The organism is Streptomyces sp. NPDC058308 (assembly GCF_042880275.1).
In the GTDB taxonomy this organism is placed as follows: domain Bacteria; phylum Actinomycetota; class Actinomycetes; order Streptomycetales; family Streptomycetaceae; genus Streptomyces.
The window spans coordinates 163,089-176,946 of the sequence record NZ_JBHVZA010000005.1 but is presented as its reverse complement, the minus strand read 5'-3'; the positions used below and the strand labels follow the sequence as shown (position 1 = coordinate 176,946).

At 73.7% G+C, this 13,858-nt stretch carries 12 protein-coding genes; 9 read left to right on the top strand and 3 right to left on the bottom strand.

All coding sequences use genetic code 11. The features are described 5' to 3' along the window. Positions 1 to 59: 59 nt before the first annotated feature. Genes ACFVYL_RS09860 through ACFVYL_RS09845 form a run of 4 tightly spaced genes read left to right on the top strand, consistent with a single transcriptional unit; the run spans position 60 to position 3,970 of the window. Positions 60 to 1,073 carry a FecCD family ABC transporter permease gene (locus tag ACFVYL_RS09860; RefSeq protein WP_389714217.1) on the top strand — a complete coding sequence of 338 codons (1,014 nt, stop codon included), beginning with the start codon at positions 60 to 62 and terminating at the stop codon, positions 1,071 to 1,073. Further along, positions 1,070 to 2,137, top strand: coding sequence for a FecCD family ABC transporter permease (locus ACFVYL_RS09855; RefSeq protein ID WP_389714215.1), 1,068 nt, complete (start codon positions 1,070 to 1,072; stop codon positions 2,135 to 2,137). Before ACFVYL_RS09860 ends, ACFVYL_RS09855 begins: the two co-directional genes overlap by 4 nt. Beyond that, positions 2,134 to 2,967: an ABC transporter ATP-binding protein gene (locus tag ACFVYL_RS09850; protein WP_389714213.1), complete on the top strand. Its 834-nt coding sequence runs from the start codon at positions 2,134 to 2,136 to the stop codon at positions 2,965 to 2,967. Before ACFVYL_RS09855 ends, ACFVYL_RS09850 begins: the two co-directional genes overlap by 4 nt. A gap of 22 nt (positions 2,968 to 2,989) precedes the next feature. Continuing rightward, positions 2,990 to 3,970 (top strand): ABC transporter substrate-binding protein, encoded by a 981-nt coding sequence (locus ACFVYL_RS09845; protein WP_389714212.1) that lies wholly within the window; start codon positions 2,990 to 2,992, stop codon positions 3,968 to 3,970. Positions 3,971 to 4,024: 54 nt separating this feature from the next. On the opposite strand, the gene ACFVYL_RS09840 is transcribed toward ACFVYL_RS09845, so the two are convergent. Then, the gene (locus tag ACFVYL_RS09840) at positions 4,025 to 5,209 is read right to left on the bottom strand and encodes a hypothetical protein (protein WP_389714210.1); all 1,185 of its coding nucleotides are present in this window, start codon (positions 5,207 to 5,209) and stop codon (positions 4,025 to 4,027) included. Between the two features lie 289 nt (positions 5,210 to 5,498). On the opposite strand from ACFVYL_RS09840, the gene ACFVYL_RS09835 reads away from it, so the two are divergent. The 3 genes from ACFVYL_RS09835 to ACFVYL_RS09825 all read left to right on the top strand — a co-directional run bounded on the left by ACFVYL_RS09835 (position 5,499) and on the right by ACFVYL_RS09825 (position 7,338). Further along, a complete protein-coding gene (locus tag ACFVYL_RS09835; protein WP_389714208.1) occupies positions 5,499 to 5,687 on the top strand; it encodes a hypothetical protein in 189 nt (62 codons plus the stop codon). Positions 5,688 to 5,801: 114 nt separating this feature from the next. After that, positions 5,802 to 7,025: a glycosyltransferase 87 family protein gene (locus ACFVYL_RS09830; protein WP_389714369.1), complete on the top strand. Its 1,224-nt coding sequence runs from the start codon at positions 5,802 to 5,804 to the stop codon at positions 7,023 to 7,025. Continuing rightward, positions 6,916 to 7,338 carry a hypothetical protein gene (locus ACFVYL_RS09825; RefSeq protein WP_389714207.1) on the top strand — a complete coding sequence of 141 codons (423 nt, stop codon included), beginning with the start codon at positions 6,916 to 6,918 and terminating at the stop codon, positions 7,336 to 7,338. The genes ACFVYL_RS09830 and ACFVYL_RS09825 overlap by 110 nt, the downstream gene beginning before the upstream one ends. A gap of 16 nt (positions 7,339 to 7,354) precedes the next feature. Here the strand turns inward: ACFVYL_RS09825 and ACFVYL_RS09820 are convergent, their stop codons facing one another. Then, positions 7,355 to 8,995: a DNA repair helicase XPB gene (locus ACFVYL_RS09820; protein WP_389714205.1), complete on the bottom strand. Its 1,641-nt coding sequence runs from the start codon at positions 8,993 to 8,995 to the stop codon at positions 7,355 to 7,357. Positions 8,996 to 9,155: 160 nt separating this feature from the next. Between ACFVYL_RS09820 and ACFVYL_RS09815 the strand changes: the two genes are divergently transcribed. Continuing rightward, positions 9,156 to 9,902, top strand: coding sequence for a metallophosphoesterase family protein (locus ACFVYL_RS09815; RefSeq protein ID WP_389714368.1), 747 nt, complete (start codon positions 9,156 to 9,158; stop codon positions 9,900 to 9,902). 65 nt (positions 9,903 to 9,967) lie between these two features. Here the strand turns inward: ACFVYL_RS09815 and ACFVYL_RS09810 are convergent, their stop codons facing one another. Further along, positions 9,968 to 10,933, bottom strand: a complete 966-nt coding sequence (locus ACFVYL_RS09810; protein ID WP_389714203.1) for a hypothetical protein — start codon at positions 10,931 to 10,933, stop codon at positions 9,968 to 9,970. Between the two features lie 173 nt (positions 10,934 to 11,106). On the opposite strand from ACFVYL_RS09810, the gene ACFVYL_RS09805 reads away from it, so the two are divergent. Further along, a complete protein-coding gene (locus ACFVYL_RS09805; protein ID WP_389714201.1) occupies positions 11,107 to 13,662 on the top strand; it encodes a helicase-associated domain-containing protein in 2,556 nt (851 codons plus the stop codon). The last annotated feature ends 196 nt before the right edge of the window (positions 13,663 to 13,858 follow it).

The following is a 13,858-nucleotide window of genomic DNA, read 5'->3' as shown; positions in this document are numbered from 1 at the left end:
CTCCCCGAGTGCCTGCCCTCCCCGTGAAACGAGCTCTCCACGTGAAACGAGCTCAGTCGATGCGTGTGCCCGTCCGGCGTGTGCCCGTCCGGCGCGCGGCCGTGCTGACGGCGGCCGTCGCGGCCCTGTTGCTCGCCGTCCTGCTCAGCCTCGCCGTCGGCGCCCGCGCCATCGCGCCCTCCGCCGTCCTCGACGCCCTGCTGCACGGCGGGCACGGCGACGCCGCCGAGGTGGTCCGTGAGATGCGGGTGCCGCGCACCGTGCTCGGCGTCCTGGTCGGCGCCGCGCTCGCGCTGGCCGGCACCGTCCTGCAGGGCATGACCCGCAATCCGATCGCCGACCCCGGCATCCTCGGCATCAGCCAGGGCGCCTCCGTGGGCGTCGTCCTCGCCATCGCCTTCGCCGGGGTGCACACCCTGTCCGGATACGTGTGGTGGGCGTTCACCGGCGCCGGACTCGCCGCCGTCGCCGTCCACGCGATCGCCGCCGGCGGCCGGGGCGGCGCGACCCCGGTGAAACTCGCGCTCGGCGGCGCGGCGGTCAATGCGCTCCTCGTCTCCGTGACGACCGCCGTCCTCACCACCCGGGCCGCCGCGCTCGACGAGTTCCGCTTCTGGCAGATCGGCTCGCTCTCCGGCCGCGACGCCGCGATCGTCGGCCGGATCTGGCCGTTCCTCGTCGTCGGCGTGGTGCTCGTCGTCGCCGTCGCGCGCGGCCTGGACGCGCTCGCGCTCGGCGAGGACGTGGCGAAGGGGCTCGGCCAGAACGTCGCGACGGTACGGGTCGTCGGCGGCGTCGGCGCGACCGTCCTCACCGCGGCGGGCGTGGCCGCCGCCGGGCCCATCGCCTTCATCGGCCTGGCCGTCCCGCACATCGCCCGCGCGCTCGTCGGCGCCGACCACCGCTGGGTGCTGCCCCTTGCGGCGGTCCTCGGCCCGGTGATGCTGCTGGTCTCCGACACGGCGGGACGGATCGTCTTCCCGCCCGGCGAGGTCCCCGCGGGCGTGATGACCGCGCTCATCGGCATGCCCTTCCTCGTGACCCTCGTACGCCGGAAGGCGGTGGCCGCATGACCACGGCGTCGCCCGGCGTCCGTCCCGCCGGATACGCGGTGCTCCGCGTGCGCCGGGCCGCCTTCCTCGTGCACCGGCGGGCCGCCGCGGTGGCCGCCGCGCTCGCCCTGCTGCTCGCCGCGGGCTGCCTGGCGTACCTCTGTGCGGGTGAGTCCTTCGTGCCGCCCGTCGAGGCCCTGAAGGTCGTCCTCGGGCAGCCCTCCCCCGACGAGCTGGTCGTGGGCACGCTGCGCGAACCCCGCCTGGTCGTCGGCCTGTTGACCGGCGCCGCGTTCGGCGTGGCCGGCGCGCTCATCCAGACCGTGGCCCGCAACCCGCTCGCCAGCCCCGACATCATCGGCATCAGCCAGGGCGCGAGCGCGCTCACCGTCGGCGCGATGACCTACGGGATCACCTCGTACACCGCCCTGCCCTACCTGTCCGTGCTCGGCGGCATCGCCGCGGCCGCCCTCGTCTACGCCTTCGCGTGGCGCGGCGGCCTGCACGCCACCCGCTTCGTCCTCATCGGCATCGGCTTCGCCATCGCCCTGCGCTCGGTGACGACGCTCTTCATGACCAAGGGCGACTACCTCGTCGCCCAGCAGGCGCAGATCTGGATGACGGGCTCCCTCAACGGCCGCGGCTGGGCCGAGGCGAACCCGCTCGGCCTGACCCTGCTCGTCCTGCTCCCCTGCGTCCTGTGGGCGGCCCGTGCCCAGCGCGCGGTCACCATGGACGACGACACGGCGACGGCCCTCGGCACGCGCCTGGGACCCGTACGCCTGGGCCTCGGCACGCTCGGCGTCGTCCTCGCCTCGGTGGCCACCGGCGCCGCGGGCCCCGTCGACTTCGTGGCGCTCCTCGCCCCGCAGACCGCCCGCAGGCTGACCCGCACCGCGCAGCTCCCGCTCCTGTGCTCGGCGCTGCTCGGCGCGCTGATCGTGGTCCTCGCCGACCTGGCGGCCCGCCGCCTCTTCGCGCCCACCGAACTCCCGGTCGGCGTCCTGACGGCGGCGGTCGGCGCCCCGTACCTGATCCGGCTCATCGTCAGCAGCCGTTCCGTCCGCGATGGAGGCACCTCGTGACCGCCGCCCGTCTCTCGGCCCGCGGGCTGACCCTCGCCTACGAGGACCGCACGGTCGTCGACGGACTCGACCTGACGATCCCCGACGGCAGGGTCACGGTGATCGTCGGCCCCAACGCGTGCGGCAAGTCCACGACGCTGCGGGCCCTCGGCCGCCTCCTCAAGCCGCGGCGCGGCGCGGTCCTCCTCGACGGCGCGGCGCTGTCCGAGCTCCCCACCAGGAAGATCGCCCAGCAGATCGGGCTGCTCCCGCAGACACCCGTCGCCCCCGAGGCGATCACCGTCGCCGACCTCGTGGCCCGCGGCCGTCAGCCGCACCAGCGCTGGTGGCAGCAGTGGTCCGACGACGACGAGAGGACGGTGACGCAGGCGATGGAACGCACCGACGTGACCGCGCTCGCCAAACGCCCCGTCGACGAGCTCTCCGGCGGCCAGCGTCAGCGCGTGTGGATCGCGATGGCCATCGCCCAGGACACGGACATCCTCCTCCTGGACGAGCCCACGACCTACCTGGACATCTCCCACCAGGTCGAAGTCCTCGACCTCGTACGGCAGTTGGCCGCGGCCACGCACGACGGCGAGCGGGGCCGCACGGTCGTCGTGGTCCTGCACGACCTCAACCAGGCCGCGCGGTACGCCGATCACCTCGTCGCCATGAAGGCCGGCGCGGTCGTCGCCGAGGGAGCCCCCGCACAGATCGTCACCGAGGACCTCGTACGTGAGGTGTTCGGCCTGGAGTGCGTCGTCGTACCCGACCCCGTGACCGGCTCCCCCTTGGTCGTCCCCGGGGCGCCCTGGACCGCGCCCGCCCGCACCACCACCCCCGCATGAGGCCCTCGTGAAAGGCGACCCCGTGACCCACTCCCGCTCCCCGCTGCGCCGCCGCGCGCTCGCCACCTGCGCCCTCGCCCTCACCGGCGCCCTGGCCCTCACCGCCTGCGGCTCGTCGGGCTCCGACGGCTCCGGCACGTCCGGCAGAACCCGCACGGTCCGGACAGCCATGGGCGACGTGAAGGTGCCCGCGGCCCCGAAGCGCGTCGTCGTCCTCGACACCGCCGAACTTGACTCGGCGATCACGCTCGGCGTGCGGCCGGTCGGCGCCACGCACGTCGCGTCGTCCTCGGGCTTCCCGAGCTACCTGCCCGAGGAGGAGGTCGACGGCATCAAGGACGTCGGCGAGATGATGAACCCCAACATGGAGGCGATCGCCGCGCTGAAGCCGGACCTGATCCTCACCTCGAAGATCCGGCACGCCGCCAAGTACGACCAGCTCAGGCAGATCGCGCCGACCGTCATGACGGAGTCGACCGGCTACCCCTGGAAGGAGAACTTCCAGGTGCACGCCGAGGCGTTGGGCAAGCGGGCCGTGGCGGCGAAGACCGTCGCCGCCTACCGGGCCCACACCGAGCAGGTCACCGCGGCCGTCGGCGGCCGCGCGAAGGCCGAACGGACCGAGGTCAACGTGCTCCGCTTCATCGAGGGCGCCGACATCCGCCTCTACGGCGAGCAGAGCTACATCGCCACGATCCTCAAGGACGTCGGTCTCGGCCGCGCGCCGATCTCCGCGAAGGCGAAGGACGGCTTCTCCTACGACCTGTCCCCGGAGAAGATCGACCTCGCGGACACGGACGTCATCTTCCGCTCCACGTACGGCGATCCGAAGAAGGCCAAGGAGACCCGGACCGTGGGCAGCGGCCTGTGGAAGAACATGAAGGCGGTGAAGTCGGGCAATGTCCACACCGTCGACGACGAGCTGTGGATCCAGGGCATCGGCTACACCGCGGCGGACAAGATCCTCGACGAGCTGCGGGCGGATCTGACGACGAAGAAGTAGTAGCAGAAGAAGAAGAAGAAGTAGCCGCAGCCGGGGCCGCAACTCCCCTTCCGTTTACTGCCGTTGCCGCTGCGACCTCCACAGCAGGAAAAGCGCGGAGGCGACGGCCGCGCCGCGCACCACCCACGGCCAGGTGTCGGCCAGGGCGTCGCTCAGGTGACCGTCCCTGATCGGCTCGCCCCAGCGCCCCTCGCCGCGCCCCCACAGCCAGCCGATCCCGGCGGCCACCGCGAGTGCGGGGAGCCCCAGCGCGGCGAACTTCGCCTCGGCGCGGGAGAGCCTGCGGGAGGCGTAGGCGATGAGCCAGCCGACGCCGAGGGCGAGGAGGTTGCCGAGGATCGCGCCGACGGTGAGGAGGGCTGCGGCGAGCAGGAGCAGGGGGTTGCTGAACGTGGCGCCCGTGCCCGCGGCGACCGCCCGCCCCCGGGGCAGCCGCCACCGCCGTCGCCTGCCCTCCGCCGCCTCCTCCTCTTCCGCCTCGTACTCCTCTTGGTACTCCTCTTCGTACTCGCCTTCCTCCTCGCCCTCGTCTCCGTCTGCGTGGCGGCCCTTGCCCTTGGCCTTGTCCAGCGACGGCGGGGGCTTGAGCAGCTCGGGGATCTCCACGCCGCCGACGAAGCCCGGGACGCTGTCCGCGACGCCGAACGGGCTGCTGTCCACCCGCCACCAGTCGGGTGCGGAGCCGCTGGGCCCCAGTTCGTCGGAGCCCGCGAGGTGGGGCGGCGAGGGGACGCTCCCGTCGAACTCCGCCGGGTCGAGGGGCGCCGGGGCGGTGCGGCGAGGGCGGGGACGGGGGCGAGGGCGAGGTACGACGCGCCGCAGCCGCCCGGGGCCGCCTTCAGCGCCCCCGCCCCCGCCCCTGCCCTGCCGGAGGTCCCGGCCGCCGTGCTCGTCGCGCTCCCCCGGCTCCTCCCGGCTCTCCGTGGGTTCGCGGCGGGCGCGGGGCCTTCCGGTCCGCTGGACCGGTACCGAGGGGCGGGGTGCGCGCGGCTTCGCCGGTACGTCCCCGGGGGCGCCGCCCGCCGCGTCGACGACCTCTTCCGGGGTGCCGAGGCGGTCGAGGATGCGGCGGACGCCGGCGGGGCTGTCGCCGACGGCCTTGGCCCGGCCCCGCTCGATCGTGTGCCGCAGCTCGGCGACCAGTCTCATCCGGTCCCCGGACGGCAACTGCCGCTGCTGAGCCAGGTCCCCGACCCGGCTCAGATAGTCGTAGACCAGCTGGTCGCTCTCGATCCCCACGAAGTCCCCTCAGGGGCGGCTGCGTTGACGCGCCGCGGTTGTTACACAGCGCACTCGACGGTACCGCCTTCCGGCGGGAGGGTGGACGGGTCCTGGGCCATGGGCATGGGCATGGGACATGTGCCATGGGTCCCGGGTCCCGGGACCTGGGTCCTGGGGGCGGCCGGTCCCTAAGGGTCGGTCTCCGTCTCAAGGTGTACGGGGTCCACCGCAGGGTGCACCGCAGGCCGAGGGCGGGGTTGCACCACAGGCCGATGTGCGGGGGCCGCCGGGAAACGACCATGGAGACATGAGCGCAGCAACCTTCACCTCCGCGTCCGCACCGACCTCCGCCGGCTCCGCCGCCGAGCCCCACGACGCCGTGCACCCGCACCGCAAGGGCGGCGCCCTGCGCGCCGCCAAGGCCTTCGTGAGCGCGGCGTTCGGCGTCGTCGTGCTCGGCGAGTACGCGGAGGAAGCGGGCGTACGACGCCGCTGACCCACCCCGGCGACGCGCCCCGCGGAGCCACCCTCCGCCGGACCCGCCGTCCACTAAGGTCACGCCGTGAAACCACGGACTGCGACCCCCCTGTCACCCACAGCATCCGGCGCACTGCTCGCGGTCTCCCTCGCCGCGCTGGCCACCCTCTGCGCCGTCCAGCACATCCCGATGGCCGACACCCTGGTCTACCGGGCCGAGGGCGCAGCCGTCGCCGACGGCACTGATCTGTACGGGTTCACGGTCACCCGATGGCAACTCCCCGCCACCTACCCGCCGTTCGCCGCGATCCTCTTCGTGCCGACGACCTGGCTCCCCTTGGGAGCGCTGAAGGCCCTCTTCCTCGCGGGCAACGTCGCCCTCCTCGCGGTGCTGATCCGCCTCTCCTGCCGACTGGCGGGCCTCCCCGCCCGCGCCGCGCCCCTCTGCGCCGCCACGGCCCTCGCCCTCTGGCTCGAACCCGTCTTCCAGACCGTCCTGTTCGGCCAGATCAACCTCGCGCTCGTCTGCCTGGTCCTCTGGGACCTGACCCGGCCGCCCGGCGCCGTCGGCAAGGGCTTCGCGCTCGGTGTCGCGGCGGGGATCAAGCTGACCCCGGCCGTCTTCATCGCGTACCTCTTCCTGCGCGGCCGCCCCCGCGAGGCGGTGACCGCGCTCGCCTCGCTCACGGGCACGGTGCTGCTCGGCGCGCTCGTACTGCCCGCCGCCAGCGTGGAGTTCTTCACGCGGCGCCTCTTCGAGACCGGGCGCGTGGGCAAGGCGTGGATCGTCGACAACCAGTCGCTGCAGGGCCTGGTCGCCCGCCTCCTGCACGAGGCGGAGCCGGGCGCGGCCTGGGCCGTACCGGCGGCCCTGACGGCGGCCGTCGGCCTCTGGCTGGCCCGCCGCGCCCCGAGCGAGGCCGGCGCGCTGCTCCTGACCGCGTTCACGACCGTGCTGATCTCACCGATCAGCTGGTCCCACCACTGGGTGTGGTGCGTGCCCCTGCTCGCCGTACTGGTCGCCGGGGGCAGGCCGCGCCTGGCCGCCGCGGTGGCCGTGCTCTTCACGGCCCGCACGTTCTGGCTGCTCCCGCACCACGGCGACCTGGACCTGCGGCTGCCGTGGTGGCAGCAGCCGTTGGCGTCGCCGTACGCGCTGCTCGCGCTGGCGCTGCTGCCGATGTTGAGTACGTACCTGAGTACGCGGACAGAGGTGCCGCCCCCGCGCGGGGCGGTTGACTCACCCCATGACCACCGACCCGCGAACCGAGACGACGTCCCGCACCGAGCCGGAGTCCCACGCCGAACTGGAGTCGCGCACCGAGCCGGAGTCCCGCGCCGACTGGGCCGCCCGTAACGCCGCCTACGCCGCCGCGCACCCGGTCCCCCGCCCGTCCCGCATCGTCGCCCTGGCCCTGGCGACCCCGGCCGTACTGCTGCTCCTCGTCATCGGCTGGTGGGTCGTCGCGCTCGACGCGGAGCTCGGCGACGCGGCGTCGTCGGCGCACCGGGACCTGGTGGCCCGCTACGGCCTCGCGGCCTTCGGGAGCCTCGGCTGCCTGACGGCGGGCTGGCTCACGCCGCGCGACTCGCGCGCGGCGTGGCTGCGGACGGCGTTCGCGCTGACGTCGCTCGTGACGGTCCCCGCGGCGATGCTCGCGGGCGGCTGAGCGACGCCGCCGTGCGCTATCCGGCGAGCAGCTCGTCCGCGTCCACGATCCGGTACGCGTACCCCTGCTCGGCGAGGAACCGCTGCCGGTGGGCGGCGAAGTCCTGGTCGATGGTGTCGCGGGCGACGACGGAGTAGAAGCGCGCCTCGTGCCCGTCGGCCTTGGGCCGCAGGACCCGCCCGAGCCGCTGGGCCTCCTCCTGCCTGGACCCGAAGGTGCCGGACACCTGGATGGCGACGGTGGCCTCGGGCAGGTCGATGGAGAAGTTCGCGACCTTCGACACGACGAGGACGGAGATCTCGCCCTGCCGGAAGGCGTCGAAGAGCTTCTCGCGCTGCGCGTTGGTGGTCTCGCCCTTGATGACGGGCGCGTCCAGGTGCTCGCCGAGCTCGTCGAGCTGGTCGATGTACTGCCCGATGACGAGGGTCTGCTCCCCGGCGTGCTTCCTGACCAGCGCCTCCGTGACCTTCCGCTTGGAGGCGGTGGTCGCGCAGAACCGGTACTTCTCCTCGGCCTCGGCGGTGGCGTACGCGAGCCGCTCGCTGTCGGTCAGGTTGACCCGGACCTCCACGCAGTCGGCGGGCGCGATGTAGCCCTGCGCCTCGATCTCCTTCCACGGGGCGTCGAACCGCTTGGGCCCGATGAGCGAGAAGACGTCGGACTCGCGCCCGTCCTCCCGTACGAGGGTCGCGGTGAGCCCGAGGCGGCGGCGCGCCTGGAGGTCGGCGGTGAACTTGAAGACGGGCGCGGGCAGCAGATGCACCTCGTCGTAGATGACGAGCCCCCAGTCGCGCGAGTCGAAGAGCTCCAGATGCGGGTAGATGCCCTTCCGCTTCGTCGTGAGCACCTGATACGTGGCGATGGTGACGGGCCGGATCTCCTTGCGGGTCCCGCTGTACTCACCGATCTCGTCCTCGGTGAGGGAGGTCCGCTTGACCAGCTCGTGCTTCCACTGGCGGGCGGAGACGGTGTTGGTGACGAGGATCAGCGTGGTCGCCTTGGCCTGCGCCATGGCCCCGGCGCCGACCAGGGTCTTCCCGGCCCCGCAGGGCAGCACGACGACACCGCTCCCGCCGTGCCAGAACCCCTCGACGGCCTGCTGCTGGTAGGGCCGCAGCGACCAGCCGCTCTCGTCGAGGTCGATCGCGTGCGCCTCACCGTCGACGTACCCGGCGAGGTCCTCGGCGGGCCAGCCCAGCTTGAGCAGCGTCTGCTTGATCTGCCCGCGCTCGGAGGGGTGCACGGCGACGGTGTCCGGGTCGAGCCGGGCGCCGACGAGCGGCTGCACCTTCTTCGACCGCAGGATCTCCTCCAGGACGGGCCGGTCGGTGGTGGTGAGGACGAGGCCGTGGGTGGGGTGCTTGGAGAGCGTGAGGCGTCCGTACCGCGCCATCGTCTCGGCGACGTCGACGAGCAGGGCGTGCGGCACGGGGTACCGCGAGAACTCCACGAGGGCGTCCACGACCTGCTCCGCGTCGTGCCCCGCGGCCCGCGCGTTCCACAGCCCGAGCGGGGTGACGCGGTAGGTGTGGATGTGCTCGGGCGCCCGCTCCAGCTCGGCGAAGGGCGCGATGGCCCGGCGACAGGCGTCGGCCTGCTCGTGGTCGACCTCGAGCAGGAGGGTCTTGTCCGACTGGACGATGAGGGGACCGTTCACGCGAGCGCCTTTCGGTTAGGCCAAACGTCCAGTGTGCCGCATGGACGCGTCCCGCGGTGGTGACGTGGGCTACAGCGCGGAGGCCGTCGGCCACGGGGCCGCCGTACGCGCGAAGCGAAAGGGCTCGCCCCGCGCGGGCCACGCCCTCAGGGTGATCACCATGCTGAGACGAGTGGCAGTCCTGTCCGACATCCATGGCGTCCTGCCCGCACTGGAGGCGGTTCTCGCCGAACCGGAGGTGCGGGCGGCGGACCGCATCGTGCTGACCGGCGACATCGCGGCGGGACCGCAGCCGGCCCAGGTCCTCGACGTGCTGGCCGGCCTCGGCGACCGCGCCGTCTGGATCAGCGGCAACGCCGACCGCGAACTGGTCGAGTACCGCCGCGGCGAGCGCGACACGATCCCCGACCCCATCGCTCCCTGGGCCGCGGAACAACTGCGCCCGGACCACCTCGCCCTGCTCTGCGCCCTGCCGTCCTCGGTACGCCTGTCCCTCCAGGGCCTCGGCGACGTCCTGTTCTGCCACGCCACGCCCCGCGACGACGAAGAGGTCGTCCTCGTCGACTCCCCCCTCGACCGGTGGCGTGAGGTTCTCGACGGCCTTGACCCGGCCGTGGGCACGGTGGTCTGCGGCCACACCCACATGCCGTTCGTCCGCCTCGCACACGGCCGCATGGTCATCAACCCGGGCAGCGTCGGCATGCCCTACGGCCGCACGGGCGCCCACTGGGCGCTCCTGGGCCCCGGCATCGACCTGCGGACCACGCACTACGACATCGAAACCGCCGCCACCCGCCTGACCCGTGACTCCGGCTACCCGGAGATCGCGGAGTGGACCGACTCCTACCTGCGGTCCCGCGTCACCGATGCGGAGGCACTCGCGGTTTTCGGCGGGCGGGAGGAGTAGGCCGGGCCGTGGGGCTCACTCCATCGACCCGGCAGTGAGGGCGGGGCTCGTGCCGCGCTGATCGGCTACAGCGGCGCGTCCGTGCCCGCTGCGGACGCCGAGGTCTCCACGGGCTCCGCGAAGAGGTCCTCCGCCGTGGTGGCCGTCAGCGAGCGGTCGAACCAGAGGCCGAGGGTGTCGAGGTCGGTGCAGGCGGCGATGCGTTCCCGGGTCTCATCGGGTACCTCGACACCGCGCTTCTCCAGCACGCGCAGAACCAGGGAGGAACGGTCCTCGGACCTGCCCTCCGCCTTGCCTTCCGCCTTGCCTTCCGCCTTGCCCTCTGCCTTGCCTTCGAGGTACGCCGTTTCGCGGACCGTGCCACGGCCGGGGAAGTAGGTTACGAAGCCCATGATTTCCCTCCATTTGTCTCCGGCTGCGGTTCCCCGCAGGTTGATGTCCAGGAACTCGTAGAAGTAGTCGGCGACGTCCCCGTCCTGCTCCTCGAGGGAACTGCCGAATGCTTCCAGTATTGCGTTGATGCACCGGCTACGGGCGTGTGCCAGCGCGGAGACTGCCGCCATGGCGGGGTTCTCCGCGGCGGTCCTCCGGTCCGTGATCATCGGCAGATTGTCGGGGCCCACGACCAGAGGACGCGTGCGCTGAGTGGTCCAGCCTCGGACCCCGCAGTCGAAGGGGCCGTTCGCCCACGTGGCGGTGGCCTGGTCCTGGCAGACCACGAGCAGCAGCACAGGCATGCGGTACTTGGCCTGGAGATAGGCAACGTAGTACGCCCAGCTCAGCTCCTTCTCCGGCTTGCGCGCCCCCTGCGACTCGATGGCCAGCAAGAAGTCGTCTCCATCGGAGGGGCCGATGCGCAGCACGGTGTCCACGCGCCGCTCCAGCGGCCTCGTCTCCGTCACATCGGGGGTGAGCGCGTCCATGGTCGCCTTCTCGGGGAAGGCTATGCCCAGCGCCCGGAAGACGGGGGCCAGGATCTCGGGTCTCTCCTGGAAGATGCGGTGCAAGCCCTCGTGGGCGGAACTGACCATGGCTGCCACCTAAGTGGACCGCCGAGGAGTCCATTCGGGTATCGGGGTGCGTTCACTCTTTCGAGAGATGGAGGAACGTTCACTCGGTGTTCCGGCGGTGGACGGCCCCCGCGGGCGCCGCCCCCGCCCCCGACACCCCCGCCACCCCCGCCCGACCCGCTACCGTGAACCGGATGAGCACCGACGAGCCGCAGCCCACGGACAGCGCCGACGCGAGCGGACACGTGGCCGCACGTGCCGGGGACGTGCCGCGGTCGCTCGCGGAGGCGTTGCGGTCGCGGGCCGACGGGGCGCTGGCCGGGCTGCTCCGGGCGCGGCCGGATCTGCTCAGCCCCGTGCCCACGGACCTGACCCAGCTCGCCACCCGCGCGGGGACCCGCGCCTCGGTCGTGCGGGCGCTGGAGCGGCTCGACCGGTTCGCCCAGCAGGTCGCCGAGGCCGTCGCCGTGGCGTCGGAGCCCGCCTCGTACGACGAGGTGCGCGCCCTGCTCGCGGGGGACGACGGGGACGCCGCCGTCGAGGAGGCGCTGCCCCGCGCCCTCGCCACCCTGCACGAGCAGGCCCTGGTGTGGGGGCCCGACGACCGGCTCCGGCTCGTCCGTACCGCCCGGGAGCTGCTCGCCCCCACCCCGCAGCACCCGTCCCCGACCGGCCTCGGTCCGACCGTCGCCGAGGCCACGGCCGGGATGTCGCCGACCCGCGTGCAGGACATCGTCGCGGCGGCCGGGCTGCCGACGACCCACGATCCCGTGTCGGCGGTGCGGTCGCTGACGGCCCTCTTCACCGATCGCACCCGTATGTCGGCGCTGCTCGACGAGGCGCCCGCCGAGTCCGTGGAGGTGCTGTCCCGCCTTGTGTGGGGGCCGCCGTACGGGCAGGTCACCGCCGATCCCGCCCGGCACCTGCGCTGGCTCCTCGACCGGGGGCTGCTCCTGCCCACCGCGCCGGGCACGGTCGTCCTGCCCCGCGAGGCCGCCCTGCACCTGCGCGCGGGCCGCGCCCACCGCACGACCGAGCCGACGCCGCCGCCCGTCGAGGCGGCGCGCGAGCACCGTCCACAGGTTGTGGACGCGACCGCCGCGGGTCAGGCCTACACCGCGCTCGCCACCGTCGAGGAGCTCCTGAAGGACTGGGACGAGGGCGGTCCCGCCGTGCTGCGCGCGGGCGGCCTCAGCGTGCGCGACCTGAAGCGGACGGCGGTGGCGCTCGACACGTCCGAGCCGATGGCCGCCTTCTGGGTCGAACTGGCCTACGCGGCGGGCCTGATCGCCTCCGACGGCGAGACCGACGAACGGTACGCGGCGACCCCCGCCTACGACGAGTGGCAGGAGCTGCCCGCCCCCGAGCGCTGGGCCGCCCTGGCCACGGCCTGGCTCGCGGCCACCCGCACGGCGGGCCTGGTCGGCGGCCGGGACGGCAAGGACCGCACGCTCTCCGCGCTCGGCCCGCACCTGGACCGCTCGGCGGCCCCCGAGGTCCGCCTGCGCGTCCTCTCCCTCCTCGGCACGCTCCCCGAGGGCTGCGCCCCGGTCCCGGAGTCCCTCCTGGCCCGGCTCGGCTGGGAGCGCCCGGCCGCGGGGCGCCCGCGCCCCGCCCCCGCCAAGGACGGCGCCGCGAACCCCTCCGACTCCCCGACGCCGCAGGACCTGCGCTCCCGTATCGCCCGATGGACCCTGAGCGAGGCCGAGTTGCTGGGCGTCACGGGGCGGGGCGCGCTGTCGACGCACGGCCGGGCGCTGCTGCCGGCGCCCACGGAGAACGCGGACAGCGACGCCGACGGCCTCGCCGGACGTGCCGTCGGCGCGGGCCGCGCCGCCCGGCTCCTCGCCCCCCTCCTCCCCGAACCCCTCGACCACGTCCTCCTGCAGGCCGACCTCACCGCCGTGGCCCCCGGCCCGCTGGAGCGGCCGCTGGCCGACGCCCTCGCCGTCCTCGCCGACGTCGAGTCGAAGGGCGGCGCCACCGTCTACCGCTTCACGCCCGGCTCCGTGCGCCGCGCGCTCGACGCCGGGCAGTCGGCGTCCGACCTGCACGCCTTCCTGGCCGCCCACTCCCGTACGCCGGTCCCGCAGCCCCTGGCCTATCTGATCGACGACGTGGCGCGGAAACACGGCCACCTGCGGATCGGCGCCGCCGGCGCGTACGTGCGCTGCGACGACGAGGCCCTGCTCAACGAGATCATGGCCGACAAGCGCGCCCAGAGCCTGCGTCTTCGCCGCCTCGCGCCCACCGTCCTCGCCGCCCAGGCGGACCCCGGCACGCTGCTCGACGGGCTGCGTGCCATGGGGTTCGCGCCGGCCGCGGAGAGCGCGGAGGGCGACGTCCTGGTCACCCGCGCCCATGCGCACCGCACGCCGCCCCGCTCGGCCCCCGAGCCGGTCCCGGACGGGCCGCCGCTGCCCGGTCCCACGCTCATCGACGCGGCCGTACGGGCGATTCGCGCGGGCGACCTGGCGTCGACGGCGCCCCGCAAGGAGGCTCCGGCGGCGGACGGCGGGCTGCCGCGCACCACGGCCGCGGAGACGCTCGCGACGATGCAGGCCGCGGTGATGACCGGGGAGGCCGTGTGGATCGGGTACGTGAACGCGGAGGGCGCGGCGAGTCAGCGGGTGATCGCTCCCGTTCGGGTGGAGGGGGGCTTCGTCACGGCGTACGACCACACGGCGGATGAGGTCCGTACGTATCCCTTGCATCGCGTTACGGGTGTGGCGGAACTCGCCGACGACTGAGCGGGTGCGGGTCCGCGGTGGCTGGGCGCGCAGTTCCCCGCGCCCCTGGAGGGCTCGCCCCTGCGGGGCTTGCCTCAGGGGTCACCGGGACGCCGAAAACTCGTTGGCCCCACCGCAGTTCCGCGTCCTAGGATGCCCCCTTCCCGCCTCCCCCGCGGAGCGCCACCGCCCGGACGGAAACCGGTCGGTACAGACG

Excerpts from the sequence above, each read along its gene's own strand:
- ACFVYL_RS09860 (WP_389714217.1), top strand. The coding sequence starts at position 60 with ATGCGTGTGCCCGTCCGGCGTGTGCCCGTCCGGCGCGCGGCCGTGCTG.
- ACFVYL_RS09855 (WP_389714215.1), top strand. The coding sequence starts at position 1,070 with ATGACCACGGCGTCGCCCGGCGTCCGTCCCGCCGGATACGCGGTGCTC.
- ACFVYL_RS09835 (WP_389714208.1), top strand. The coding sequence starts at position 5,499 with ATGAGCGCAGCAACCTTCACCTCCGCGTCCGCACCGACCTCCGCCGGC.
- ACFVYL_RS09825 (WP_389714207.1), top strand. The coding sequence starts at position 6,916 with ATGACCACCGACCCGCGAACCGAGACGACGTCCCGCACCGAGCCGGAG.
- ACFVYL_RS09815 (WP_389714368.1), top strand. The coding sequence starts at position 9,156 with ATGCTGAGACGAGTGGCAGTCCTGTCCGACATCCATGGCGTCCTGCCC.
- ACFVYL_RS09810 (WP_389714203.1), bottom strand. The coding sequence starts at position 10,933 with ATGGTCAGTTCCGCCCACGAGGGCTTGCACCGCATCTTCCAGGAGAGA.
- ACFVYL_RS09805 (WP_389714201.1), top strand. The coding sequence starts at position 11,107 with ATGAGCACCGACGAGCCGCAGCCCACGGACAGCGCCGACGCGAGCGGA.